We start from the raw sequence: 24,695 nt of genomic DNA on the forward strand, positions 1-24,695 counted from the left end.
CACTTTTATCTAGCGGCCTTCTGTCGAGGATTGACCAGAGTTGGGAGTTCCTCACAAGATGCTCAAGGTTCATCACCGCCCACGAACGTCACGGGATAGTGCATGCTGGATTGGAGCGCTTTGCGCATCATTTTGAACATCCATCGCGAAGGCAGCATGGTCAAAGCGGCCCGTTTCCTGAAGGCAAGCCAACCCACATTGTCGCGCCAATTGGCCAAGGCCGAACAAGAGCTTGGCATCAAATTGTTTGAGCGTCGGCAAGGTAAGCTTGTTGCGACAGAGGCCGGGCTGTCCGTCGCCGACCATGCGCAACGCATCGAGAGACAGCTACAAGGTCTCGAAGACACCCTGCGGAGCATCGACAATGAAATGTCTGGTCTGATCCGCATCAGCGCACCTGCTCAGCTTCTCCCCTATTCACTTGGTGACGTGCTTGTCGCGTTCCAGAAAACCTACCCGGACATCACTCTGGACGTCAGGGTCTCCGATGAGATGGCGGACTTTCAGTCTGGAGAAATCGACGTCGTTTTTCGCGCTGAAGAAAACCCGAAGCCGAGCCTTTGGGGGCATCGTATCGCACAGCTCAGTACACGCTTTTTCGTCCATGAAGACCTGCTTGCCAAATTTGGCGGCACAACCGAAGCAATCACCCAGGCCAAGCAGGTTCCGCTTGTAATTCACAGCGGAGTTGTCGTGTCATCTGAAAGCGAAACCCTGAAACGCTTTCCGCATGGACGGATCGTGATGCGCACCGACAATCTGGAAACCAGCGCCACCTTTGTGCAACGGGGGCTGGGCGTCGGCCGTCTTCCGGAAATCGTCGGACAAAACCTGCCAGGTGTCAAAGCGATCGAAGCGCTTCCTTTTCCAACCCAACGCAGCCTTTGGGTTTTGACGCATCAGGACTTAAGGGATGTCAAACGCATACGCCGCTTTATCGATTTCGTGAACGAAAGGGCGGCGGACAATCCCACTGTGCCCAAATAGGCCGTGGTAACATCGTTAAAATTGGATAGGGTCAGGTGCGACGCTCTCCTACATATCGATTTACTCAGATCACTGGGAAACCACGCTCGGAAGAGCGTCGCACTGCTCTGGTACGCCACCCAAGATTGGCAACAAACACAAGATGCCGGAAACGCCCTATTCAATATTGAATAGGCAGCATTCCGTAGAGACTCGGTTCAGACGCGCCATGGAAAGAGATGGTGGGTTATGAGTTACTGAAATCCCCAACATCTTCGGTGTAAACGAAGCGTTCTACCAGCTGGGCTAATCACCCGGCCCTTGCGGGTTATCCGGGTCACGGGTGTCTGGCAAGAGGTGCTTTACGCAGTTTCGCGCAACACGGTTTCGCGCCCTTGTTCCAGCACGTAAACGCAGGCCTGCTCGTTCGTCAGCCCTCTCATCTCCTCATAGGGCAAACCCATCACCAACCCGCGCATCACTTGTCCCAGAAGACCATGCGCAACCACAACCGACGGTTCAGTCAGGTCAGTCAGGAACGACAGAATGCGGTCACGAAAGGCGGGGTACCCCTCGCCGCCCGGTGCTCTCATGAACAGGTCGAGTGACGGGGTTTCCATGTCAACGAGGTCTGGATTGGACCGACGCACCTCATCGCTCAGGCGCCCCTGCCAATCACCTGCATGGGCTTCGGCAAGACGCGGATCAGTGGTGAAAGGCCTGCCCCCAAGCGCGATCTCCGCAGTGTGCTGCGCGCGCCCCAATGGGGACACGAAACAGGGCGGATCGGTTTCAAGAATGGGTGCGATCAGACGCGCCTGAGCCTCGGCATGGCCAATACCGCGTGGGGTGAGTTGCGACTCAAGTTGACCCTGAATGCGCCGCTCTGCATTCCATTCGGTTTCGCCATGACGCAGGAACCAGATTTTAGGATATCCCGTCATCGAGGAGCTACCCACTGCTTACAGACGTATATCACCGTAAAAATAGGAATGGTGGGTGATAAGAGATTCGAACTCCTGACATCTTCGATGTGAACGAAGCGCTCTACCACTGAGCTAATCACCCATTGGCAGGCGTCTTACCGTCACTCGGCAGCCTGTGCAAGAGGGTCAGGCGCATCGGTTACGTCAGATTCCGTCCGACGCAGACGTGCGGTGATGATATGCGCCTTGGTCGTCTTTTTCATGCGCGTGATCTTCAGCTTGCCCATCGGAGCGAGGTTCATCTCGCGGCCTTCGGCAATGGTTTCGCCCATAACGGCAAGCATGGCATCGACAACCGGCTTCACATCGCGTTTTTTCACGCCGCTGCGCGCAACGATCATGTCGACCAGTTCTTTTTTCTTGAGTTCGGGCCCTGTGATCTTGGGCGTTTCGTTCACAACCACCTCTGGCTCCGCAGACTGCGCGGCAGGTGCGGTTGCTTTTGCTTTGGTCGACTTGGATGGTGTGTTCGTCTTCGTGGTCGTCGCCATGGACTTGTTCCTTTAACTGCTCTGGTATTGTTGGCGAATGCGGTCACACAATACCAACAACTCCCACTTTATCCAGTGTTTTGATGGTTCCCGCCCACAAAATGAGCCTATCCGTCGACTTTTCCAAGAGCGCACAAAGAAAAACGCCGCCCCAAACGGGACGGCGTGTTCGTCGATACAACTTATCGGATCAGTGCGCGATTGCCGACGCGCCACCATTGTCCTTGCTCATCGCCTGAGCGGCAGCTTCTTCGGCCGCCTCATCCCATTCAATGGGCTCTGGTTTGGACACCAGTGCCAGCCTCAGAACGTCCGAAACATGCTCCACCGGAATGATCTCGAGGCCGGTCTTCACATTGTCCGGCAACTCGGCAAGATCCTTTTCGTTTTCCTTCGGGATCAGCACCGTCTTGATGCCACCGCGAAGGGCCGCGAGCAGTTTTTCCTTCAGACCACCGATCGGCATCGCATTGCCGCGCAGTGACACCTCGCCAGTCATGGCGATGTCCCGGCGCACAGGGATGCCTGTAAGCACAGAAACGATGGACGTCACCATGGCCAGACCGGCAGACGGGCCATCCTTGGGCGTCGCACCATCGGGCACGTGCACGTGGATGTCCATCTGATCGAACTTCGTCGGCTTCACCCCGATTTGCGGTGAAATGGAGCGTACATAGCTGGCTGCCGCGTCGATGGATTCCTTCATCACATCGCCCAGTTTCCCGGTGGTCTTCATGCGACCTTTGCCCGGCAGTTTGAGCGCTTCAATGTGCAGAAGGTCACCCCCAACAGACGTGTAGGCCAGACCCGTCACGACGCCGACCTGGTTCTCGTCTTCCGCCAATCCGTAGCGATATTTCCGAACGCCAAGGAAATCGTCGAGGTTGTCGGATGTGACGACCACCTTGTCTTCTTCCTTCTTGACGATCTTTGTCACCGCCTTGCGCGCCAGTTTGGAAATCTCACGCTCAAGGTTCCGCACACCCGCTTCACGGGTGTAGTAGCGGATCACATCGGTCAGCGCCTCATCCGTCAGTTCGAACTCGCCCTTCTTGAGGCCGTGGTTCTTGACCTGCTTCGACGTCAGGTGACGCTTGGCAATCTCGGCCTTTTCCTCTTCGGTGTAGCCCGCGAGCGGAATGATCTCCATCCGGTCCAGAAGCGGTCCCGGCATGTTGTACGAGTTCGCCGTGGTCAGGAACATCACGTTCGACAGGTCGTATTCCACCTCGAGATAGTGGTCCACGAAGGTGCTGTTCTGTTCAGGATCAAGCACTTCGAGCATCGCCGACGCCGGGTCGCCCCGGAAGTCCTGACCCATCTTGTCGATTTCATCAAGAAGGATGAGCGGGTTCGTCGTCTTCGCCTTTTTCAGCGCCTGAATGATCTTTCCCGGCATGGAGCCGATATAGGTCCGGCGGTGGCCGCGAATTTCAGACTCGTCCCGCACGCCTCCCAGCGAGATGCGAATGAACTCGCGTCCCGTGGCTTTGGCAACAGACTTGCCCAGCGAGGTCTTACCCACACCCGGAGGGCCGACAAGGCACATGATCGGGCCTTTCAGCTTTTTCGAGCGCTGCTGAACCGCAAGATATTCGACGATCCGTTCCTTGACTTTCTCAAGCCCGTAGTGATCGGCGTCGAGGATCTTCTCGGCATTCGTCAGATCTATCTTCACGCGCGACTTCACGCCCCACGGGATCGACAGCATCCAGTCAAGATAGTTGCGCACGACGGTCGCTTCGGCGCTCATCGGGCTCATGTTCTTGAGCTTCTTGATCTCGGCATCCGCCTTTTCGCGGGCTTCCTTGGACAGCTTTGTCGCACCGACCTTGGCTTCAAGCTCGGCCACTTCGTTCTGACCATCCTCGCCGTCGCCAAGCTCCTTCTGAATGGCCTTCATCTGCTCATTCAAATAGTACTCGCGCTGCGTCCGCTCCATCTGGGATTTGACCCGCGTCTTGATCTTTTTCTCGACCTGCAGCACGGACATTTCGCCCTGCATCAGGCCATAGACCTTTTCAAGGCGCTCGCTCACGGACAGCGTTTCCAGAAGCTCCTGCTTCTGGTTGACCTCGATCCCGAGGTGACCAGCAACAAGGTCCGCCAGCTTGGCCGGCGCATCCGCTTCAGACACAGCGCCCAGCGCCTCTTCGGGGATATTCTTCTTGACCTTCGCGTAGCGCTCAAACTCTGCGCCCACAGCGCGCACAAGCGCCGTGATCGCCGCCGGATCGCCCGGCATCTCGGTCAGATATTCGGCCCGCGCTTCGAAAAAGTTCTCATTCTCAAGGTATTCGGTGATGCGCACGCGCGTCTGGCCTTCGACCAGCACTTTCACAGTGCCGTCCGGCAGTTTGAGCAGTTGCAGCACATTGGCCAGCACACCGGCCCGGTAAATTCCATCTGTCTGAGGATCATCCTCAGACGGGTCCATCTGGCTGGCAAGCAGGATCTGCTTGTCATCCGCCATCACTTCCTCAAGTGCGCGCACCGATTTGTCACGGCCCACGAACAGCGGGACGATCATATGCGGGAACACGACGATGTCCCGCAGCGGAAGCACCGGGTAGGAGGCGTTAAGAGGCTCTTGCATGCTCGTATCCTTATCATTGGCAAGATGGCACCGGCCCCGCTCGGCGGCAGCACTGACCATCTCCGGTCATGGAGCTATAAGGTGGGTCTTACCACCCAAGGTTTCAACCTTGCTCCGGCTAAGACCACCATATCCTGATGCTCTGGGCCTGCAAGGAGGCTTTTCGCTCAACTGTTAACAATGACCGTCCAGCACACCTGCAAAACCGATGCCACTAAACCTGTCAGTCAGAGGCTTTCTTCGCAGCTGCCGCCTTCATCCGCGCCAGCAACGCGGCCTTTGACTCGGCCTGCGCGGTGTCTTTCGTTGGTGTCTTGTGAGGGTCGAATTTCGGGGCACCTTTGGCTGATTTGGGGGCGCCGGCTTTTCCGTAATCCATGTAAGTCTCCTGTGCCCGATGCGGGCGATTGGTCAGCTTTGCCCCAAGCCGCCCTGGGTCGCAAGGGCCGCGTGAAGTGCTCCTGGGTCACTCATCAACCTGGACGCACGCTCTCAGTTGGAAGGCCGCTGCATCATCTGGTGCACCGCATGCATCCCCTGCTCGACCATCGCGGTCACTTCTGCGGCATGTGTGTGCAGCGCTGCCACCACCTCTGGGTCGTCCGAGGTCTGAACGACGATCACACCCTCGTCGGTCACATCGACTTCGGACTGGATGCGATCACCGCGAGCAAAGAAAATATCGAGCGTCGGGCTTTGAATGAATATCTTGGGATCATTCATTTGCCCCACACGGTCGATCATTCCGACCGTGTGGCTTACCAAAGCGTCCATCACCTGCGGGTCGCTTGAGCGTGTGACAGTGCGGATGCCATTGGGCAAGTTTTCGACCTCACGACTCAGGGTCTGAAACCGCTGGAACATGAGCGCCAGCTCGGCACTTTCCTCGGCAGTGGCGTTTTCGCCCTGAAGACCGGGCATATCGACCATGTCGTGCCCTGTGCCATCTGCCTCGTGCATGTGGCCATGTCCGTGCATCTGTGCCAGCGCCGGTGCCGTTGCAGACAGCCCGGCGATCAGTATCAAGACCCATCTTGCCCGCATAGCGTCGCTCCATCACGTATTCAGTGATGTTTATATTCGAGCAGACATATGTGTGAAAGCGGAATCGCTGCGACGTTTAAACGACACGTTCCATGAGCGGTGGTGGCAGATCAAGCTGGTCCTGCACCTTGCCGCCCATACGCTGTGGCATCCCGATCATCGTGTTCGTGCCGACATAGGGCTTGTCCGCCTCGCGCCATGCCCGGAACCCGCCAGCCAGTTGCGCCGCAACAACCGACCCGCCGCCCAGCATGACCCGCGCGCAATGCTCTGACCGCAGACCTTCACCGCAATACAGCACGATTTGCTTGTCGGTCGCAAAAGGCAAGTATTGGGACTTGAAATAGGGCATCGGCAAAAGCAGCGCGCCCGCAATATGCTCGAAAACGTATTCTTGCGGCGTCCGCACGTCGATCAGGACGATCTCCCCCCGGAAAAACGCCCCAGCCACTTCATCGGGAGTCCAACTCTGGATGTCACCAGCCTCGGTTCTTTCGACGTCCATGATACCTCCTGAACACACTGCGTCTTCAGAACGCCCAACGGCGCAGGGAAAAGTTGTTTTAGCGCAATCGGTTTCAGATCGGCTCAATATCACCTTCGGCGCGCTGTGCATGAAACTGCGCCTCGAATACAGCAAACGATCCTGCTGAAATCGCGTCGCGCATCCCCTGCATCAGTTCCTGATAGTAATGCAGGTTGTGCCATGTCAGCAGCATCCCCGAGATCATCTCCTGCGCGCGGAACACGTGGTGCAGATAGGCACGGCTGTAGTTCCGGCATGCGGGACAGGTGCAATTTTCGTCGAGCGGGCGCGGATCGTCCTGATGCCGGGCGTTCTTGATGTTGATCTGCCCGCGCCGCGTCCAGGCCTGCCCTGTGCGACCAGAACGCGACGGCAACACGCAATCCATCATGTCCACACCGCGCTTGACCGCACCGACTATGTCGTCCGGCTTGCCCACCCCCATCAGGTAGCGTGGCCGATCTTCGGGCAGTTGGCTCGGCGCGAAATCCAGACAACCGAACATCGCCTCCTGCCCCTCGCCCACAGCCAGACCACCGATGGCGTAGCCGTCGAACCCAATGGCTTTCAAAGCCTCCGCCGATTCCTCACGAAAATCTTGCTCCAGCCCACCCTGCTGAATACCGAACAACATATGCCCCGGACGGTCGCCAAACGCATCTTTCGACCGTTCCGCCCAGCGCATCGACAACCGCATCGACTCAGCAATCCGGTCCCGGTCTGCGGGCAATGCAGGGCATTCGTCAAAACACATCACGATATCCGACCCAAGCAGGCGCTGGATCTCCATCGACCGCTCGGGCGTGAGCTCGTGCTTGGACCCGTCGATATGGGATTTGAAGGTCACGCCCTTTTCCGTCAGTTTGCGCAGATCGGCAAGGCTCATCACCTGAAAGCCGCCGGAATCCGTCAGGATCGGCTTGTCCCAATTCATGAACCGGTGCAGCCCGCCCAAGCGGTCAATCCGCTCTGCCGTGGGGCGCAACATCAGGTGATAGGTGTTGCCCAGCAGGATGTCGGCACCTGTAGCGGCCACCGACTCCGGCATCATCGCCTTGACCGTCGCCGCCGTGCCCACTGGCATGAAGGCAGGTGTGCGGATTGTCCCGCGCGGCGTGGTGATGGCCCCGGTCCGAGCGGCTCCGTCAGTGGCGTGCAGGGCGAAGGAAGAAGAAACTGTCATGTTCGAGCCTTACTTGCAGAGGGCGCCCTTGTGCGCCAAATCACCCCCATTGCCAAGGAGGCGCGATTCCCATGCCCGACACCCTACCAGAGACACCTGCGGATTACGGCAGGGGGCCAGACAGCTTGCTGACCTTTGGGTGGGAAGAATGGGTCAGCCTGCCAGAGCTTGGACTGCCCGCGATAAGGGCCAAGGTCGACACCGGCGCACGCACATCGGCGCTTCATGCGGCAGACATCGAAGTCTTCGGCTCGGCCAGCAAACCGCGGGTGCGTTTCGCCGTGTACCCGATTCCGGGCCGCGGTGACCTGATGATCCCCTGCTCTGCTCCGATCGTGGATCGGCGCGACGTGACGTCATCGAATGGTGAAACCGAAAGCCGCTACGTGATCGCGTCCCGGCTCAAAGTTGATGGATATTCGTGGCACATCGAAATCACACTAACCGACCGGGGAACCATGAGCAACCGTATGCTCCTAGGCCGTCAGGCGCTCAAGGATCACGTCAACATCGTCCCCAGTGAACGCTTCCACCAGCCGGAACTCGATTTCGATGTCTATCACACAGCCGCCGTCCGCAGCATCGCGCCGAAGCGTGCCCTGCGCGTGGCCGTGCTCAGCCGGGAAACCAACTACTCCACCTCCCGTCTGGTCGAAGAAGGCGAAAAGCGCGGCCACTCGGTCGAGGTGATCGACACCACACGCTGCTACATGGCGATCAACGCGATGGCACCCGAGGTCTATTACGACGGCAAACGACTGCCCCGCTATGACGCCGTCATCCCGCGCATCGGCGCATCGATCACGCCCTATGGCACCGCCATTGTCCGACAGTTCGAATCCATCGGCACCTACGTGGTCAATGGCAGCACCGGCATCACGTCCAGCCGTGACAAATTGCATGCGCACCAGATTCTGGCGCGGCACCGCATCGGTATGCCCCCCACCGCGTTCGCGAACTCTCCCAAGGACACGTCGAACCTGATCGGGCTTGTCGGCACCGCGCCGCTGATCGTCAAACTTCTGGAGTCGACCCAAGGCAAAGGCGTTGTACTGGCCGAAACCAAGAAAGCCGCCGAATCCGTGATCGATGCCTTCCGCGGTCTCAAGGCCAACTTCCTGGTGCAGGACTTCATCAAGGAAGCGGCCGGCGAGGACATTCGCTGTCTGGTGGTGAACGGCAAGGTGGTTGCGTCGATGAAACGCACTGGCTCCGAAGGGGATTTCCGCTCCAACCTGCATCGCGGCGGCACCGCGCAGAAGGTCCGCATCACCAAGGAAGAGCGCGACACCGCTGTCCGCGCCGCCCGTGTCTTCGGTCTTGGCTTTGCTGGGGTCGACATGCTGCGCTCGCATTCGGGGCCAAAGGTGCTCGAGGTCAACTCCTCCCCCGGCCTCGAAGGCATCGAGATCGCCAGCGGAAAGAACATCGCAGGTCTGCTCTATGACGCAATCGAAGAGAAGGTCCGCCCGACCCCGGTGCCGCGTCGCAAGAAGCACGGCAAATCAGGCTGATCACGGACTCCATTGAAGCGCGATTTATCTGCAGCACCCATGGCCGCAGACCGGGACATTCACGCCAAAGATGGAAGAACCTTTCCTTTATTGGCGCATTTCCGGAGAAGGCGCTCGGAAGGGCATAAAGAAATTCGGGATGCGGCCGTTGGTGAGGGGGTAACAGTCGCAAGAGGAACAAGCATGCTGACCGCCCCCCAAGTCGAACTCATCCAACGTTCATTTGCGACGGCTGTTTCAAGCCGCGATGACCTCGTGATTCATTTCTACCAATCCCTGTTCGACAAAGCGCCATCGGTGCGCGGGATGTTCGCGGACGACATCGCGCCACAGGCCAAGATGTTGGGGTCGACCCTGCAATTCGCGGTACAAAAACTCGACAACATCGAAGCGCTCATCGAACCGCTGCGTGCCCTTGGCGCAAAACACGCCGGATACGGTGCCGAAGCGGCGCATTACGCGGTCGTTGCAGACGTGCTTGTCTCATGTCTGGAAGAGGCAGTTGGTCCGTCATGGACCCAAGATCATGCCAAGGCTTGGACAGACGCTTTGAACCTGATCGCGACAACCATGCTCGAAGGTGCGGCGCAAAGCCCCGTCGACGAAGCACCCAAGCCCCACTGAGCAGAAAGATATGTCTGAATCGACACATGGCGATGAAGCCATTCTTGGCGCATTGATCAATCGCTGCGGTAAGATGCGCATGTTGTCTCATCGCGTTGTGGTGACATTGCTGCTGGCAAACGACAATGCGTCTGCCAGCGAAACATCGCGGGAACGGCTGGCGCAGGATCTGAATGAATTCGCACAGATCGCGGTCGATATATTGCCCGGGTCACGGGACTCCAAACTGGCGACCAGCGTGAAACGCATTCTGGAGCATGTGGAGGCAGTGACTCCGTCACAAAGCGAGACCATTGGAAAATTCATCGTCAATGGCCGCCTGATCGAGGATCGACTTGCCTCTGGCGACAGCGCCCACCTGTCCAAAAGCATCAGGGAACTTGCAGACTTCGTATCGACACCGCTTCTTGCGGCACTCAACGGGATCGTCGACGGGGTCAACACGGCTCTGGATCATGTGGTCTCAAGTCGCGAGTCGCAGGCTGGCAGCCAGTCAAAGATGATCCGTTCCTCGATCTCGGAACTCGAAAAGATCAGTCGCATGATCATGATTATCTCGGTCAACGCGTCCATCGAAGCATCTCGCGTCGGCGAAGCCGGTCGAGGCTTTTCTGCAGTCGCCGGGGATATCCGGGGGCTCAGTCAGTCCGCAAACAAGGTCATCACGTCGCTGCGCGCGCAATACGACCGCAATGAGCTGGCCTGATCTTTCCAGGCCACATGCCAGATATCGCGGCACAGCTTACTCGCCTACCCGGTTCCTGAAAATCACCGAAGCCCGATCCTGAGACTTTCCGCCTCTTTACCCCCCTCACCGCTTTCCCTATATATTTGGTCAGGAACCCACGGGAAGGACCGACATGAACGATGCCAGCCCCAAGATCGAAGGCACACCGCTGATTGCGCCGTCCAGCACCGATCATCCATTGTATGATCAGGTCGTTGAAGCGTGCCGTTCGGTGTATGACCCCGAGATTCCGGTCAATATCTATGACCTCGGACTTGTCTACACGCTTGACATCAATGACGAAAACGAAGTCCGCGTGGTCATGACCCTGACCGCTCCGGGCTGTCCTGTGGCAGGCGAAATGCCGGGCTGGGTGGCCGAAGCGATCGAGCCGATTGCAGGTATCAAACAGGTCGACGTGGAACTCACATGGGAACCCCCGTGGGGCATGGACATGATGTCCGACGAGGCACGCCTCGAACTGGGCTTCATGTAACCCATGGCTGTGTCTGAGGAACAGATCGCCTTTGTCCGGGATCTGTTTCGCGGACTTCCTTCAATCACAACACGCAAGATGTTTGGCGGCCTCGGGATTTATTCTGAAGGCGTGATTTTTGCGGTGATCGGCCCCGAGGAAACCCTGCTTTTGAAAGCACGCGGTCCACTGGCCGACGATCTTGCCGCAGAAGGGTGCGAGCAATGGTCGTATGAGGGCAAATCCGGCAAGCCGTCCCGCATGCCCTACTGGACTTTGCCTGACGCGGCCTTGGACGATCCCGAAGAAGCCTGCGCCTGGGCGCGCCGGTCCCTCTCGGAAAACACCTGATTGCATCGTCAATCAAATTCAGTTTCTTTTCCCCAAAGAAACTGATATAGCTTGCGACATGACCCAATTTTGCGTTCTAACCGGCGATCTCGTCGCCTCATCCGATCTCACATCCACCGATGTGGATGCGGCATTGACCAGTATCGAGACCGCCGCCAATGCGATGTCCGGCTGGCGGACCCCTGATCTGATCTCTCAATTCGCCCGGCGCGGTGGCGATGCGTGGCAGGTGGCGCTCTCCGATCCGGCTTACGCCCTGCGCGCGGCGCTTTTCATCCAGGCCTGCCTGCGGCGCGATACCGACCGGACCACCACGCGCATCGCCCTTGCCACTGGTCCGGGCACCCTGCCCGCCAGCGGCGACCTGAACGCGGCCCATGGCCCGGCCTTCGTCGCCTCCGGGCGATTGTTGGACACACTCTCGCGCCAGACACTGCTTGCTCATGCCAGCGGCGGCGCACAGCACGCCGCGACACGTCTCGCAGATCACATTGCCTCAGGCTGGACGCAGGCCCAAGCGCGTGCGATTGCAGCGGCTCTTGCTCCCAACGCCCCGAACCGCGCAGACATCGCCAAATCCTTTGGCATTTCGCGACAGGCGGTCAATCAAGCGCTCTGGTCCGCGGGGTACCCTGCAATTGCCGATGCGCTGACCGCCCTGGAAACGGAGGCTGGCAAGTGAACCGGCTTTCTATCCGGCAAAGCAAGCTCGAACCCTTGCGGAGGCTCCCATGATCAATGTCTTTGCAGCCCTCTTGCTGGCCCATGTCATCGCAGATTTTCTGGCGCAGCCCGACGTGCTGATCCGGCGCAAGTCAGAACCTCTTTTTCTCGTCCTTCATATCGCGATTGTCCTCGTCCTGACCTGCGCCGCGCTCGGGGGGCACTGGCAGCTAGCGCTTGGGATCGCGGCGGCGCATTTCGTCATCGACGCCATCAAGGTCTGGGCCCTGCCGGCAACATGGCGCGACAGCCTGCCGGCCTTTCTGCTGGATCAAATGGCCCATATGGCAACTCTTGTGGCAGGGGCGATCCTTGTGCCCGACGCGCTTGCCACCGGTCTCTGGGCAAACCACATTGCGCTGCTGCAGGCCCCTGCGATCCTGCTCAGTGGCGCGATCGTGTCGATCTGGGCCGGAGGCTTTGCCGTAGGTCTGTTGATGAAACCCTATACCGACCAATTCGCCGCAGACGAGGCCGGACCAACCGCCGAAGGGCTGGACAATGCTGGCCGCATGATCGGTAAACTGGAACGCGGGCTGATCTTTCTCTTCCTCTGCGTCGGCGAAGCCACAGCAACTGGCTTCCTGATCGCCGCAAAATCCGTGCTGCGGTTCGACACCGCCTCGAAAGGCCAGAAAGCGGGGGAATATGTCATCATCGGCACGCTTGTCTCCTTTGGATGGGGGCTGGCCACCGGATATGCCACGCTTTCCCTTCTTGAGATCGCAGCCGCAAGCCCCTAGGTTAAGCGTAATAGCGAAAGCGAGAGTTCTCATGTTCGGCATCCCCGGAAAACAAGCCGTCACCCTGACTCCCAAAGCCGCCGCCCAAGTGCGCAAGCTTATGGAGTCGAAAGGCCATGCAGGCCTGCGCATCGGCGTCAAGAAGGGCGGCTGTGCAGGCATGGAATACACCATGGATTACGTCGACACGCCCGACCCGAACGACGAAGTGGTCGAACAGGACGGCGCAGTGGTGATGATTGCCCCGATGGCGCAGATGTTCCTCTTCGGGACCGAGATCGACTACCAGACCTCGCTGCTCGAATCCGGTTTCCAGTTCAATAACCCGAACGTTGCCGATGCTTGCGGGTGCGGGGAGTCGATCAAATTCAAGGATGTGGACGAGCTGGCCACCGAACACGCAGGCGGTGTGCCGAACCTCAAGGCGTAGCCAACCCGGACTGTCGCAAAACGGCTGATCCAGACGACCGCATATGGCCTGGGTCGGCCTGAACTCTGCAATGCCAGATCGTAACGGTTCCAGTCGACATGCCGTTCCAAACCGCATTGACGCTCCTCGCATCCAGTTCCAAAATCAAGGTCTTGCAACCTGATTGCCGGAGTGGCCGATTTGCCTGACCTCGACGTTCTACTGGTTTTCTTCACAGCAGCGGTGGCCCTTGGCTTTGCACCCGGGCCGGACAACATCTTCGTCCTGACGCAATCCGCGCTTTACGGCCGCCTTGCCGGATTTGTCGTGACCCTTGGCCTCTGTACCGGGCTGCTTGTCCATACCACAGCCGTGGCCTTCGGAATTGCCGCCGTGTTTTCCGCGTCTGCGGTTGCGTTCAACATCGTCAAGTTGCTCGGAGCGGCCTACCTGCTCTACCTGGCATGGCAGGCCCTCAGGGCGGGAACGTCCAGCCTGTCAGCGGAAAACCGATCCCGTCCCAGTCTTTCGCAACTCTATCGCCGTGGCATCGTGATGAACATCACGAACCCCAAGGTCGCGATTTTCTTCCTCGCCTTCCTGCCGCAATTCGCAGATCCGACCATCGGCCCATTGGCCCCGCAATTGCTGGGCCTGGGCTTTCTGTTCATTGTCGCGACCATCCTTGTCTTCGGCACGGTCGCTTGGGGCGCAGGTTATTTCGGCGAATGGCTGACCGCGTCGCCAAGAGCGCAGATCATTCTCAACCGCATTGCCGCCGTGGTCTTTGCAGGCTTGGCCATCCGCTTGCTGACCACGCAGCGCTGACGCCTACCCTTTTCCCTGCAGGTGCACATAGGTCTCGGCATAGCGCTTGGTCAGGTGATCGCCCGCCCGGATCAGCTTGCCTGACCCAAGCGGCGCGACATTGGTCTCAACGTTCGGGTTGAAGAAGAGCGGCACCGAAATCCGCTCATCCGCGCCGCCCTTGACCCGGTGCAGCGTCGCCACGACGCGCCCCTCGGTCCACATCTCGAGCATCTCGCCGAAGTTGATGATGAACTCCCCCGGAGGCGCCTGCACTGGCAGCCAGTCACTGCGCCCGCGCGGCTGGACCTCCAGCCCCGGCTGACCATCCGTCGCCAGAAGCGTGAGGCAGCCGTAATCCGTATGCGCGCCGATGCCGAAATCCTTGTCCCCGGCCCAGTCCGGGCGCGGCGGATAGTAATTGCCCCGCAAAAGAGCCATCGGGCAGTCAAACTTGTCCTCGAAGAAATCCGCATCCGACCCAATGGACATCGCAATCCCGCGCAGGATACCCCGCGCCACATCCAGCGCATCGCTGTAATAGGCCCGGATCACCCTCTCGAACCCGGCAGGCCGGTCTGGCCAATGGTTCGGCGCATAGACCGACAGCGCCACCCGCATATCCCCGTCCTGCAAAGTGTAGCCGCAATCGAAAACCTCTTTGTAATCGGGGTTCGCGTTTGGGTCGACCTGCTCGGATTTCGGCGCTCCCCAACCCCGGTTCGACCCGGTGCGCGCCATGTTCACCTGATCCTTGACCTCGTGCGGCAAGGCGAAGAAAGCACGATAAGCGGCCAGCACGAACCGCATCCTGGCCGAGGTGAATTTGGTGTTGTAGACCGTGGCAAACCCCACCTCTTCGGCGGCGATCCGCATCTGCGCCAGCGCATCGGCATCGCCCGCCACCAAAGCCTGTGCATCCAGTCTCGGGATCATCTGTCGTCCTCCTGCCCTATCGGTCGGCCTTGTGCCACCCCACCTTCAGACACGCAACTGCCCTTGACGCCGCTGCCTCGCCCGCGATGATGCGCCCTGAACCAAGATCACCAGCAGGAGCCCCTCATGCGCCGCAAACTCGCCGCCGGAAACTGGAAGATGAACGGAACCACCGCCGCCCTGACCGAGCTTGACGCGTTACAGGACGTCGCGGGCGGCACAGCTGAGGTTTTGATCTGCCCACCCGCCACTCTGATCGGCTCAGCCGCCGCCAAAGCCGCTTCGATCGCCATCGGCGGTCAGGATTGCCACTCCGCAGCATCCGGCGCCCACACGGGCGATGTCTCTGCCGCCATGCTCAAGGATGCAGGGGCCACATACGTGATCCTCGGCCATTCCGAGCGCCGCGCCGATCATGGCGAATCCGATGCGCTCGTCGCTTATAAGACCCTCGCCGCATGGGCGGCGGGCCTGACTGCCATCGTCTGCGTCGGCGAAACTCTCGACGAACGCGAAAGCGGAAAAACCCTCGATGTGGTGGGCCACCAGCTTGCCGCCTCCCTGCCGGACGATGTGACCGGCGACAACACCGTCATCGCCTACGAACCCGTCTGGGCCATCGGCACCGGCAAGGTGCCCACCACCGACCAGATCGCCGAGGTGCACAGCTTCATGCGCTCGACCCTGATCCAGCGCTTCGGCGCCGACACCGCCCAAGCCATCCGCCTGCTCTATGGCGGCAGCGTCAAAGCCTCCAACGCGACCGAGATCTTTGCCGTCGCGGACGTGGACGGCGCACTGGTCGGCGGGGCCAGCCTCACGGCCACCGATTTCGCGCCCATCGTCACCGCTCTGAACGGCTGACCGACCCAATCGGCATGCACCGCTTCCACCAATCCCCGACCGACCCCGCCTTCGTCCAGAACCCCTATCCGTTCTACGACCGCCTGCGCGCGGCGGGCGATCTGGCATGGTGGGACGAATACGCCATGCCCTGCGCCACCAGCCACCGGGCTGTACATACCATCCTGCGCGACCGACGCTTTGGCCGCGAAGTGCCACCCGAACTGGCCCCTGCGATCCCCGATCACCTCGCCCCGTTCTACGCAGTCGAGGCCCATTCGATGCTGGAGCTGGAGCCCCCCCGCCACACCCGCCTGCGCGGCCTCGTCCTGCGCGCCTTCACCTCGCGGCGGATCAAGGCGCTGGCACCTGAAATAACCGCTCTAACCCACGAAAAGATCGATACTTTTCCTTCGGGATCGCCCTTCGACATTCTGACCACCTTCTGCCAACCGATCCCGGTGATCGTCATTGCGCGCCTGCTCGGCGTGCCCGACGACATGGCTTCGCAACTCCTGCGCTGGTCCAACGCGATGGTCGCCATGTACCAGGCCAGACGCACCCGCGCGACCGAGGACGCCGCCGCCCAAGCCGCCGCCGAGTTCTCCGACTTCCAGCGCAGCTATATCGACACCCGCCGCCATGATCCCCGCGATGACCTCATCACCCACCTGATCACTGCCGAAGAAGCAGGCGAAAAGCTTTCGACCGATGAGCTGATCACCACCTGCATCCTGCTCCTCAACGCAGGCCACGAGGCAACGGTCCACACGCTGGGAAACGGCATCAAGACCCTGCTCGAAACCGGCACCGACCAGATCGACGACAAAACGGTTGAGGAAATTCTCCGCTACGACCCGCCCCTGCACATGTTCACGCGCTATGCTTACGAAGACATCACCCTCTACGGACACACCTTCCAGCGCGGCGATCAGGTGGCGCTGCTGCTCGCTTCGGCCAATCGCGATCCCGTCCAATGGCCCGACGCCCATCGCTTCGACCCAACCCGCCCCGTGACACAGAACACCAGCTTTGGCGGCGGGTTGCATTTCTGCGTCGGCGCGCCGCTGGCCCGGCTGGAGCTGCAAATCGCCCTGCCGATCCTTTGGGACCGCTGCCCAAATCTGCGCATCGCGGAACCATCAATCTACGCCAACACTTACCATTTCCATGGGTTGGAGCGCCTGATGGTTCAGACCTCCTGACGCGCGACAAATGTTTCTCTTGCTCTTGCATATTTATGAAAAGAAGAAGCAGGGGACAGCGCACAACCCCTGCTTCTTCTTTTTCCAAATACGCGGACACGAGGCTGCAGCTTGCACAAGGCTCGACAGAGGCGCCCTTAAAGCGGTAGTGCCGTGGTCGACTTGATCTCTTCCATCGACAAAAGCGCCGTCACGTTGTGCACCTTCACCTCCGCGATCAGCGCCTGATAGAACGCGTCATAAGCCCGCGCGTTCTTCACACGCACCTTGAGGATATAGTCGATATCCCCCGCCAGCCGGTGCGCCTCCTGCACTTCGGGGCGGTCCTGCAGCGCCTTCAGAAACGCGCGCTGCCAGGCCGCGTCATGTTCGCTGGTGCGGATCAGGACAAAGAAACACGCCTCGAATCCCAACGCATCGGCATCAAGCTGCACCACCTGCGCGCCGATGATCCCGGCCTCCTTCATCTTGCGAATCCGGTTCCAGACCGGCGTCTTCGATGACCCCACCTTGCGGGCAATATCGTCCAGCGACTGCGCCGCATCCGTTTGCAACTCGACAAGAATTTTCCGGTCCGTGTCGTCGATCTTCATCACTGTTCTGCTTTCTTCGGGTTTCAAGGACCACCTGTCCTTACGCACCCTCCTGATAGAACAGATTTCCTTATTTCCGCAAGGGTCTGGAAAAATACCGGAACAAAATTCTATTTTAGACACAAGAAACGCGGTGAAGAGGACGACCCGATGCCACGCGACCTGCACATGACCATGCTCCAGCCCGTCGCCTTTGTCGGCACGGGCCCCGGCGATCCCGATCTGTTGACGGTCAAGGCTCTGCGCGCGCTGCAGGAGGCCGACGTGGTGATCCATGACCGTCTGGTCACCGCCGAAATCCTCGCGCTTGTCGGCCCTCAGACCCGTTTGCGCAATGCAGGCAAGGAAGGGTTCGGCCCGTCGGTCACGCAAGTCGACATCAACGCGATGATCGTGGAAGAAGCCCTGACCGGCGCGCGTGTCGTGCGGCTCAAGGCTGGCGATCCCACCGTCTTTGGTCGTCTGGACGAAGAACTGGATGCGGTGATCGCGGCGGGTCTCGACTACACCATCGTGCCCGGCCTCACCTCGGCCTCTGCCGCTGTTGCCGCCCTTGGCCAATCGCTGACCAAGCGCGGGCGCAACACCGCCGTGCGCCTGATCACCGGGCATGACATGCAGGGCTATGCCGATCACGACTGGCGTGCACTGGCCCGCGAGGGTGAGGTCGCGGCGATCTACATGGCCAAGAAAGCCGCGCGGTTCATCCAGGGCCGCCTGCTCATGCATGGGGCAACACCGTCCACGCCGGTCACGATCGTTGAAAACGCAAGCCGCGCAGACCAGCGCATTGTCAGCGCCACTCTGGCAACTCTGCCCGCCATTCTGGCTGAGGCCGACATCACCGGCCCTGCGCTTCTCATGTACGGTTTGGCCCCGCGCGATGCGGTTGAAACGGCCCTGCCCCACATTCAGGAGATGATCTGATGCCTGCGATCTTCACGCCAAAAGTCATCACCGCCAACGCGTTGCTCGAAGGCGATGTGGTGTACCTGACCCAGGACGACACATGGACCCGCAACCTAAAGGATGCGGATGTTCTGACCGACGAGGCCGATGCGCAAATCCGCCTGATCGACGCCAGCGCCCGCACGTCCGAGGTGGTCGGCGTCTATCTGGCCGACGTCAGCCCTGGCAAATCCGGCCCAAAGCCCACCCATTTCCGCGAGGCGTTCCGCATGCGCGGCCCGTCCAACTATCCCCACGGCAAACAGTCCGAGGCTCTCTGATGTACCGCTATACCGATTTCGACGCCACCTTCGTGGCCGAGCGCAACGCCCAATTCCGCGCACAGGTGGAACGCCGCATCGACGGTTCGCTCACCGAAGACGAATTCAAGCCGCTGCGCCTGATGAACGGGCTCTACCTGCAACTGCACGCCTACATGCTGCGCGTGGCGATCCCCTATGGCACGCTGTCGAGCGCCCAGATGCGGCAGCTTGCCTATATCGCCGAACGGTGGGACAAGGGCTATGGCCACTTCACCACGCGCCAGAACATCCAGTTCAACTGGCCCACGCTGCGTGACGTACCGGATATGCTCGACGCGCTGGCCGAAGTGCAGATGCACGCGATCCAGACCTCCGGCAACACGATCCGCAACGTGACCGCCGACCATTTCGCCGGCGCTGCTGCGGACGAGATTGCCGATCCCCGTCCGGTGGCCGAGCTGATCCGCCAGTGGTCCACCGACCACCCGGAGTTCCAGTTCCTGCCGCGCAAATTCAAGATCGCTGTAACGGGATCACCGAATGATCGCGCCGTGACAAAGGCCCACGACATCGGCCTGCGCATGGTCCGCAATGATGCGGGCGAGCCGGGGTTCGAAGTCATCGTGGGCGGTGGCCTTGGCCGCACCCCGATGATCGGCAAGGTTGTCCGTGACTTCCTGCCCGAAGCGGACCTACTGCCCTATCTCGAAGCGGTGGTCAGTGTCTGGAACCTGCTGGGTCGTCGCGACAACAAGTACAAGAGCCGCATCAAGATCACCGTGCACGAGCATGGCATCGACGACATCCGCGCGCGCGTCGAAGAGCGGTTTGCCTTGCTGCGCCCCGCGTTCACCGGTGTGGACCAGCAGCTTTTTGCACAGATCAAAGCGGATTTCGCGCCGCCCGCGTTCGCAGACCGCGACACCGGCCCGTTCGATCTGGCTTACGCGAATGACCCGGTGTTCCGCTCCTGGGCCGACACCAATCTCAGCGCCCACCGCGCGCCGGGCCACGCCATTGCGCAGATCAGCCTCAAGGCGCATGGCGCGACACCGGGTGACGCCACCGCCGACCAGATGCGCGTGATGGCCGATCTGGCAGAACGTTACGGACATGACGAATTGCGCATCAGCCACGAACAGAACGTCGTGCTGCCGCATGTGCACAAGGCCGACCTGCCCGCGATCCACGCAGCGCTGAAAGATGCAGGGCTGGCCACCGCTAATATCGGCAAGATCAGCGACATCATCGCCTGCCCCGGTATGGACTACTGCGCGCTCGCCACAGCCCGGTCGATCCCCATCGCGCAGGAAATCGCGACCCGTTTCGATCAGCTCAAGCTGGAACACGAGGTGGGTGACCTGAAGATCAAGATCTCGGGCTGTATCAACGCCTGCGGACATCACCATGTCGGCCATATCGGCATCCTCGGCCTCGACCGTGCAGGGGTGGAGAATTACCAGATCACGCTGGGCGGCGATCACACCGAAACCGCCGCCATCGGTCAGCGCACCGGCCCCGGTTTTTCGGCGGACGAGATCGTGCCCGCCATCGAACGGATCGTGGACACCTACCTGTCGGAACGCGACAGCGCCGAGGAGACGTTCATCGACACGTTCCGTCGGGTTGGCATGACCCCGTTCAAGACTGCGCTCTATGGCGAAAGCGACAAGAAACAGAAAGCCGCGTGATGCTTGACCTGACTCAGAACAACCGCGAGGCAAGCGGGGTTCCGCTTGACGCGCGGATGGCGGCACAGGATCGCATCGCCGATCTGAACGCGCGCTATCGCCATTTCGGCACCTCCTATCTGCTGGAGGCGGTGCTGACGCGCGGCATCTTCGACCGGGTTGCAATGGTGTCGAGCTTCGGCGCGGACTCGGCTGTCCTTCTGCACCTGATCGCGCAGATCGACCGCGACCTGCCGGTGCTCTTCATCGACACCGCGCTGCTCTTTGAGGAAACCCTGACCTACCAGCAAGATCTGGCCGATCATCTGGGGCTGACCAACGTGCAGGTGATCCGCGCCTCCAAACGTACGGTTGAGGCGGTCGATCCGTACGGTGCCCTGCGCTTCAGCAATCCCGACGCCTGCTGCGACCTGCGCAAGACCCAGCCGCTCGATGACGCGCTTCAGGGCTATGACGCCTGGATCACCGGGCGCAAACGGCATCAGGCACAGACCCGTCAGGGCTTGCACTACTTTGACCTCGATGAAGGGACTGCACGGATCAAGATCAACCCGCTGATCGACTGGAAACCGGCGCGGATTGCGGCGCATCTCGACACGCACAACCTGCCTCGCCACCCGCTTGTGGCCAAGGGCTACCCATCCATCGGCTGCGCCCCCTGCACCACCCGCGTGTCAAATGGCGAAGATCCCCGTGCAGGCCGTTGGCGTAACAGTGAAAAAACCGAATGCGGCCTGCACCGGCCCGCCCCGAAAGGAGCCACATCATGACCGTTCTCATCAACGACAGCGGCTTTCTGACAGACGACCCGACGCGCTGGATTGACCCCGAGGCGCGCATCGACCTGCCCTCCGACACCGATCCCGCGCGGCTCAAATGCCTGCTGATCGGCAAGGAACTGGTCCGCATCGAATTTCCCAGCTTTTCGGACGGGCGCGGCTTTACCCTCGCGCGACTGATCCGCCAGCAGGGTTACAAGGGCTGGCTGCGCGCACAAGGTCATGTGATCGCAGATCAATACGCGATGGCCCGCCGCTCTGGCTTTGATGATGTGGAAATCAGCGATGACCTCGCCGCACGACAGCCCGAAGCCCAATGGCTGGCCCGCGCCGATTGGCGGGCCCATGACTATCAGTCGCGTCTGCGCGGCCTCGCTGCCTGAGCCCAAACTGCGACCGAAAGACCACCCGCCCGGTCCTTGCGACCAAGGGCGGGTTTCGTCTGATGTAAATCAAAGATAGATTTAAGGGATCGGTTTACACCGACCGGTAAGGAAAACATGACAGAGTTGACACCCGTGACCGAAGCCACAGCCACCAAAGCGCCCGCCAAGACCCTTGCCATTCCCGACGCGCAGACCGTAACTGAGGTCAAACACTGGACAGACCGACTGTTTTCCTTCCGGGTCACACGTCCCGCGTCCTTGCGGTTCCGCTCGGGCGAATTTGTGATGATCGGCCTGATGCAGACGGATGAAAAATCCGGTCGCGAAAAGCCGCTTCTGCGCGCCTATTCCATCGCGTCGCCGTCCTGGGACGAGGAACTGGAGTTCTACTCGATCAAGGTACCGGACGGCCCGCTCACCAGCCGCCTTCAACACATCCAGCCGGGCGATCAGATCATCCTACGCCCGAAACCCGTCGGCACGCTGGTGCATGACGCGCTGCTGCCGGGCAAACGGCTCTGGCTTTTCGCCACCGGCACCGGCATCGCCCCCTTTGCTTCGCTTTTGCGGGACCCGCAGACCTATGAGGATTACGACGAGGTCATCCTGACCCACACCTGCCGCGAAGTGGGCGAGCTGCAATACGGCAAGGAACTGATCGACACGGTCCGCAGCGACGAATTGCTGGCGGAACTGATCGGCGAAGGCTTTGCCGACAAGCTGCGCTACTACCCGACCACAACCCGCGAAGAGAGCCCCAAGATGGGCCGCATCACCGACCTGATGCGCACGGGAGAATGCTTTGAAGATCTGGGTGTGCCCGTCATCAGCCCGGACACCGACCGCGCCATGGTTTGTGGCAACCTTGCCTTCAACCTTGAAATCAAGGACATGCTCGAAGGCTACGGGCTTAAGGAAGGCGCCAATTCCGACCCCCAAACCTATGTGGTGGAAAAAGCGTTTCTTGATTGATGCGTCACATCAAGAACAATCCATAATACACTAAAAATAAAGCCGCGCAGGGGGTTACCCGCGCGGCTTTCTCTTTGTTTTTTTGATGCGCCTTACAGGCCAAGCTGCTCCCTCAACGTGGCAAGCAGCGCCTGCAATTGCTCAGGGTTGTCCCGCGCCTGTTCCAGCGCGGCTTTGGTCGAGGTCTTGATCAGCACGGACAGATCGGACTGGTCGATATAGGCGATCACCTGATCGTAATCGAACCCATTGACTGTCAGCGCCTCTGCGATGTCAGTGTCCGCTTCGGCGGTAGTATCAGCAACGGCTGCTGCACTGTCCTCTGTCGCCTGAACGGCATCATTGGTTGCCTCAGAAGCCAAATCAGTTGCCTCGGTTGCGGTATCCGCAACGCCATCAGCGGCCTCTGTTACTCCGTCGACCGCAGCATCGGCAGCGTCCGTCGCCACATCTGCCGCGCTGTCCGCCTCGCCGGTGGCTGTGTCCATCGCCGTGTCCAGCGCGGTTGCCGCATCATTCGCGGCCTCGTTGATCGCGGTGACGGCGTCATTGACGACCGTTTCTGCCTGTTCGACCACGTCGCTGGCCGCTTCGGTCGCTTCAGCCGCGACGCTGTCGATGGCCTCTGCCGCCTCGTTCACCGCGTCCTCCAGGGCTGTGACAGCGTCGCCAGCGGTTTCCTCGACAGCATTCTGCGTCTCTTCGACCGTTGTCGTCACGTCCTCTGCGGCCTCAGTCGCGGCACTTTCGGCGGTCTCCGCCATCGTTTCTGCGGTGTCTGTTACGGCGTCACCCTCGGTCTCGACGGTTTGCGGCGTGGTTCCGGATTGCGTGAACACCCACGCCCCAATGCCGACTGCCACGGCGACTGCCAGAATGATCAGATTTTTCATTGGTTTAAAAACCCCCTGATGAATTTTTGCTGCGCTGCAGCCTCGCAACGCATGCATGTGCGCCTCGCCCTGCAGGCCTACAAGGGGGAAACCCTTGGCGCTCGGCTCAGTTCCGCCGAAAAGCCGCTTGAAAGCCAACGGCATGACGACTACTTTGCAGCCCTGATTTGAACTGCACCAAAGGAGCGACACCATAGCCCGCAGACCTCACAACGCGCCCCCCACGCGCGAGACCGGCCCCCGCATCAACGAACGCATCCGGTCCCCGGAAATCCGCCTGATCGGCGCGGACGGAGAAAACATCGGCGTTGTCACGCCTGAACGTGGCATGCAGCTCGCTGAAGAAGCCGGGCTTGATCTTGTCGAGATTTCGCCAAACGCGACACCACCGGTCGTCAAGATCATGGATTTCGGCAAGTTCAAATACGAACAGCAGAAGCGGGAATCCGAGGCGCGCAAGAAGCAGAAGATCATCGAGATCAAAGAGGTCAAGTTCCGCCCGAACACGGACAAGAACGATTACGACGTGAAAATGCGGAGTGTGTTCAAGTTCCTTGAAAATGGCGACAAGGTGAAGGTCACCCTGCGGTTCCGCGGACGCGAGATGGCGCACCAGAACCTTGGGCGCGAGCTGTTGGAACGTGTGGCCGAGGACTCGAAAGAGCATGGCAAGGTCGAGAACATGCCGAAGATGGAAGGCCGCCAGATGGTCATGATGATCGGTCCGCTTCCGAAATAATCGCGATCCATTATTTGGCAATTTTTGAAAGCGACCTTCGGGTCGCTTTTTCTATGCCGTCTCGCGCGGGGCGGGCCGCGATGGCGGCTCTTTAAGCAGTCCACCAACCCCCATTCCCATAATGTCCTGCGGGCGGACAGGAACGTCACACAGCAGACGCTCCAACACCCAGTCTGCACCATTCAACGCAGGCGACCGGGCGCATCCCGGCAGTCCGATCACCGGCACGTCTCCCAGATGCCCCCAGAAGAGCAGGCTACCGGGATCCACCGGCATCCCGTA

Annotated in this window: 29 protein-coding genes, 1 tRNA gene and 2 pseudogenes; 20 read left to right on the plus strand and 12 right to left on the minus strand. The window is 60.1% G+C overall.

All coding sequences use genetic code 11. From position 1 onward, the window contains the following. Nucleotides 1-102 precede the first annotated feature (102 nt). Nucleotides 103-987, plus strand: a complete 885-nt coding sequence (locus JJ869_RS11790) for a LysR family transcriptional regulator (RefSeq protein ID WP_292267406.1) — start codon at nt 103-105, stop codon at nt 985-987. 341 nt (nt 988-1,328) lie between these two features. Here the strand turns inward: JJ869_RS11790 and JJ869_RS11795 are convergent, their stop codons facing one another. The 8 genes from JJ869_RS11795 to tgt all read right to left on the minus strand — a co-directional run bounded on the left by JJ869_RS11795 (nt 1,329) and on the right by tgt (nt 7,792). Next, a complete protein-coding gene (locus JJ869_RS11795; RefSeq protein WP_292267407.1) occupies nt 1,329-1,910 on the minus strand; it encodes a histidine phosphatase family protein in 582 nt (193 codons plus the stop codon). A gap of 49 nt (nt 1,911-1,959) precedes the next feature. Continuing rightward, nucleotides 1,960-2,034 (minus strand) — tRNA-Val (locus JJ869_RS11800). Nucleotides 2,035-2,053: 19 nt separating this feature from the next. Then, nucleotides 2,054-2,443, minus strand: a complete 390-nt coding sequence (locus JJ869_RS11805; protein WP_292267408.1) for an HU family DNA-binding protein — start codon at nt 2,441-2,443, stop codon at nt 2,054-2,056. Nucleotides 2,444-2,633: 190 nt separating this feature from the next. After that, nucleotides 2,634-5,039 carry an endopeptidase La gene (gene lon / locus JJ869_RS11810; RefSeq protein ID WP_292267409.1) on the minus strand — a complete coding sequence of 802 codons (2,406 nt, stop codon included), beginning with the start codon at nt 5,037-5,039 and terminating at the stop codon, nt 2,634-2,636. 223 nt (nt 5,040-5,262) lie between these two features. Continuing rightward, complete coding sequence (locus JJ869_RS11815; protein WP_292267410.1) at nt 5,263-5,418, minus strand: hypothetical protein; 156 nt, start codon at nt 5,416-5,418, stop codon at nt 5,263-5,265. Nucleotides 5,419-5,531: 113 nt separating this feature from the next. Next, a complete protein-coding gene (locus JJ869_RS11820) occupies nt 5,532-6,083 on the minus strand; it encodes a hypothetical protein (RefSeq protein ID WP_292267411.1) in 552 nt (183 codons plus the stop codon). Nucleotides 6,084-6,159: 76 nt separating this feature from the next. Next, nucleotides 6,160-6,588: a rhodanese-like domain-containing protein gene (locus tag JJ869_RS11825; RefSeq protein WP_292267412.1), complete on the minus strand. Its 429-nt coding sequence runs from the start codon at nt 6,586-6,588 to the stop codon at nt 6,160-6,162. A 73-nt stretch (nt 6,589-6,661) separates the two neighbouring features. Continuing rightward, nucleotides 6,662-7,792, minus strand: a complete 1,131-nt coding sequence (gene tgt / locus JJ869_RS11830) for a tRNA guanosine(34) transglycosylase Tgt (RefSeq protein ID WP_292267413.1) — start codon at nt 7,790-7,792, stop codon at nt 6,662-6,664. A gap of 71 nt (nt 7,793-7,863) precedes the next feature. On the opposite strand from tgt, the gene rimK reads away from it, so the two are divergent. The 9 genes from rimK to JJ869_RS11875 all read left to right on the plus strand — a co-directional run bounded on the left by rimK (nt 7,864) and on the right by JJ869_RS11875 (nt 14,186). Then, nucleotides 7,864-9,306 carry a 30S ribosomal protein S6--L-glutamate ligase gene (gene rimK, locus JJ869_RS11835; RefSeq protein WP_292267415.1) on the plus strand — a complete coding sequence of 481 codons (1,443 nt, stop codon included), beginning with the start codon at nt 7,864-7,866 and terminating at the stop codon, nt 9,304-9,306. A gap of 183 nt (nt 9,307-9,489) precedes the next feature. Then, the gene (locus JJ869_RS11840; RefSeq protein ID WP_292267416.1) at nt 9,490-9,930 is read left to right on the plus strand and encodes a globin domain-containing protein; all 441 of its coding nucleotides are present in this window, start codon (nt 9,490-9,492) and stop codon (nt 9,928-9,930) included. Between the two features lie 10 nt (nt 9,931-9,940). Beyond that, nucleotides 9,941-10,636: a methyl-accepting chemotaxis protein gene (locus tag JJ869_RS11845; protein WP_292267418.1), complete on the plus strand. Its 696-nt coding sequence runs from the start codon at nt 9,941-9,943 to the stop codon at nt 10,634-10,636. Nucleotides 10,637-10,790: 154 nt separating this feature from the next. Further along, a complete protein-coding gene (locus tag JJ869_RS11850; protein WP_292267420.1) occupies nt 10,791-11,153 on the plus strand; it encodes an SUF system Fe-S cluster assembly protein in 363 nt (120 codons plus the stop codon). 3 nt (nt 11,154-11,156) lie between these two features. Beyond that, nucleotides 11,157-11,483, plus strand: coding sequence for a TfoX/Sxy family protein (locus JJ869_RS11855; RefSeq protein WP_292267422.1), 327 nt, complete (start codon nt 11,157-11,159; stop codon nt 11,481-11,483). Nucleotides 11,484-11,541: 58 nt separating this feature from the next. Beyond that, nucleotides 11,542-12,165, plus strand: coding sequence for a MarR family transcriptional regulator (locus JJ869_RS11860; RefSeq protein ID WP_292267423.1), 624 nt, complete (start codon nt 11,542-11,544; stop codon nt 12,163-12,165). Nucleotides 12,166-12,214: 49 nt separating this feature from the next. Further along, entirely contained in the window at nt 12,215-12,949 is a 735-nt protein-coding gene (locus JJ869_RS11865) for a DUF3307 domain-containing protein (RefSeq protein ID WP_292267425.1), read from the plus strand. 31 nt (nt 12,950-12,980) lie between these two features. Then, nucleotides 12,981-13,379, plus strand: a complete 399-nt coding sequence (locus JJ869_RS11870) for an iron-sulfur cluster assembly accessory protein (protein WP_292267427.1) — start codon at nt 12,981-12,983, stop codon at nt 13,377-13,379. Nucleotides 13,380-13,550: 171 nt separating this feature from the next. Beyond that, on the plus strand, nt 13,551-14,186 hold the full coding sequence (locus JJ869_RS11875) for a LysE family translocator (protein ID WP_292267428.1): 636 nt from the start codon (nt 13,551-13,553) through the stop codon (nt 14,184-14,186). A 3-nt stretch (nt 14,187-14,189) separates the two neighbouring features. On the opposite strand, the gene JJ869_RS11880 is transcribed toward JJ869_RS11875, so the two are convergent. Then, nucleotides 14,190-15,101, minus strand: a complete 912-nt coding sequence (locus JJ869_RS11880; protein WP_292267430.1) for a 2-oxoglutarate and iron-dependent oxygenase domain-containing protein — start codon at nt 15,099-15,101, stop codon at nt 14,190-14,192. Between the two features lie 126 nt (nt 15,102-15,227). Here JJ869_RS11880 and tpiA point away from each other — a divergent pair, with 126 nt between their 5' ends. Further along, entirely contained in the window at nt 15,228-15,965 is a 738-nt protein-coding gene (gene tpiA / locus JJ869_RS11885; RefSeq protein ID WP_292267431.1) for a triose-phosphate isomerase, read from the plus strand. 14 nt (nt 15,966-15,979) lie between these two features. After that, on the plus strand, nt 15,980-17,149 hold the full coding sequence (locus JJ869_RS11890; protein ID WP_292267432.1) for a cytochrome P450: 1,170 nt from the start codon (nt 15,980-15,982) through the stop codon (nt 17,147-17,149). A gap of 137 nt (nt 17,150-17,286) precedes the next feature. Here the strand turns inward: JJ869_RS11890 and JJ869_RS11895 are convergent, their stop codons facing one another. Further along, nucleotides 17,287-17,742, minus strand: coding sequence for an Lrp/AsnC family transcriptional regulator (locus JJ869_RS11895; protein ID WP_292267434.1), 456 nt, complete (start codon nt 17,740-17,742; stop codon nt 17,287-17,289). 192 nt (nt 17,743-17,934) lie between these two features. On the opposite strand from JJ869_RS11895, the pseudogene cobA reads away from it, so the two are divergent. The 6 genes and pseudogenes from cobA to JJ869_RS11925 form a co-directional block, all read left to right on the plus strand. Then, a pseudogene (gene cobA / locus JJ869_RS11900) lies at nt 17,935-18,669 on the plus strand (uroporphyrinogen-III C-methyltransferase); the annotation flags it as partial. Continuing rightward, nucleotides 18,669-18,971, plus strand: a complete 303-nt coding sequence (locus tag JJ869_RS11905) for a DUF2849 domain-containing protein (RefSeq protein ID WP_292267436.1) — start codon at nt 18,669-18,671, stop codon at nt 18,969-18,971. The pseudogene cobA and the gene JJ869_RS11905, both read left to right, overlap by 1 nt. After that, nucleotides 18,971-20,644: a nitrite/sulfite reductase gene (locus tag JJ869_RS11910; RefSeq protein ID WP_292267438.1), complete on the plus strand. Its 1,674-nt coding sequence runs from the start codon at nt 18,971-18,973 to the stop codon at nt 20,642-20,644. Before JJ869_RS11905 ends, JJ869_RS11910 begins: the two co-directional genes overlap by 1 nt. Further along, complete coding sequence (locus JJ869_RS11915) at nt 20,644-21,414, plus strand: phosphoadenylyl-sulfate reductase (protein ID WP_292267440.1); 771 nt, start codon at nt 20,644-20,646, stop codon at nt 21,412-21,414. The genes JJ869_RS11910 and JJ869_RS11915 overlap by 1 nt, the downstream gene beginning before the upstream one ends. Then, nucleotides 21,411-21,806, plus strand: coding sequence for a DUF934 domain-containing protein (locus JJ869_RS11920; RefSeq protein ID WP_292267441.1), 396 nt, complete (start codon nt 21,411-21,413; stop codon nt 21,804-21,806). Before JJ869_RS11915 ends, JJ869_RS11920 begins: the two co-directional genes overlap by 4 nt. Before the next feature lie 117 nt (nt 21,807-21,923). Further along, on the plus strand, nt 21,924-22,781 hold the full coding sequence (locus JJ869_RS11925) for a ferredoxin--NADP reductase (RefSeq protein WP_292267442.1): 858 nt from the start codon (nt 21,924-21,926) through the stop codon (nt 22,779-22,781). A gap of 92 nt (nt 22,782-22,873) precedes the next feature. On the opposite strand, the gene JJ869_RS11930 is transcribed toward JJ869_RS11925, so the two are convergent. Continuing rightward, nucleotides 22,874-23,674 carry a translation initiation factor 3 gene (locus JJ869_RS11930; RefSeq protein ID WP_292267443.1) on the minus strand — a complete coding sequence of 267 codons (801 nt, stop codon included), beginning with the start codon at nt 23,672-23,674 and terminating at the stop codon, nt 22,874-22,876. An 18-nt stretch (nt 23,675-23,692) separates the two neighbouring features. On the opposite strand from JJ869_RS11930, the gene JJ869_RS11935 reads away from it, so the two are divergent. Both JJ869_RS11935 and infC read left to right on the plus strand, forming a co-directional pair. Beyond that, complete coding sequence (locus JJ869_RS11935; protein ID WP_292267445.1) at nt 23,693-23,845, plus strand: hypothetical protein; 153 nt, start codon at nt 23,693-23,695, stop codon at nt 23,843-23,845. Between the two features lie 22 nt (nt 23,846-23,867). Further along, nucleotides 23,868-24,413 carry a translation initiation factor IF-3 gene (gene infC / locus JJ869_RS11940; RefSeq protein WP_366510452.1) on the plus strand — a complete coding sequence of 182 codons (546 nt, stop codon included), beginning with the start codon at nt 23,868-23,870 and terminating at the stop codon, nt 24,411-24,413. Between the two features lie 51 nt (nt 24,414-24,464). Here the strand turns inward: infC and JJ869_RS11945 are convergent. Beyond that, nucleotides 24,465-24,695 (minus strand): annotated as a pseudogene (locus tag JJ869_RS11945) (molybdopterin biosynthesis protein); the annotation flags it as partial.

Origin of the sequence: Marivita sp. (genome assembly GCF_017643905.1) — a bacterium.
Lineage (GTDB): Bacteria > Pseudomonadota > Alphaproteobacteria > Rhodobacterales > Rhodobacteraceae > Marivita.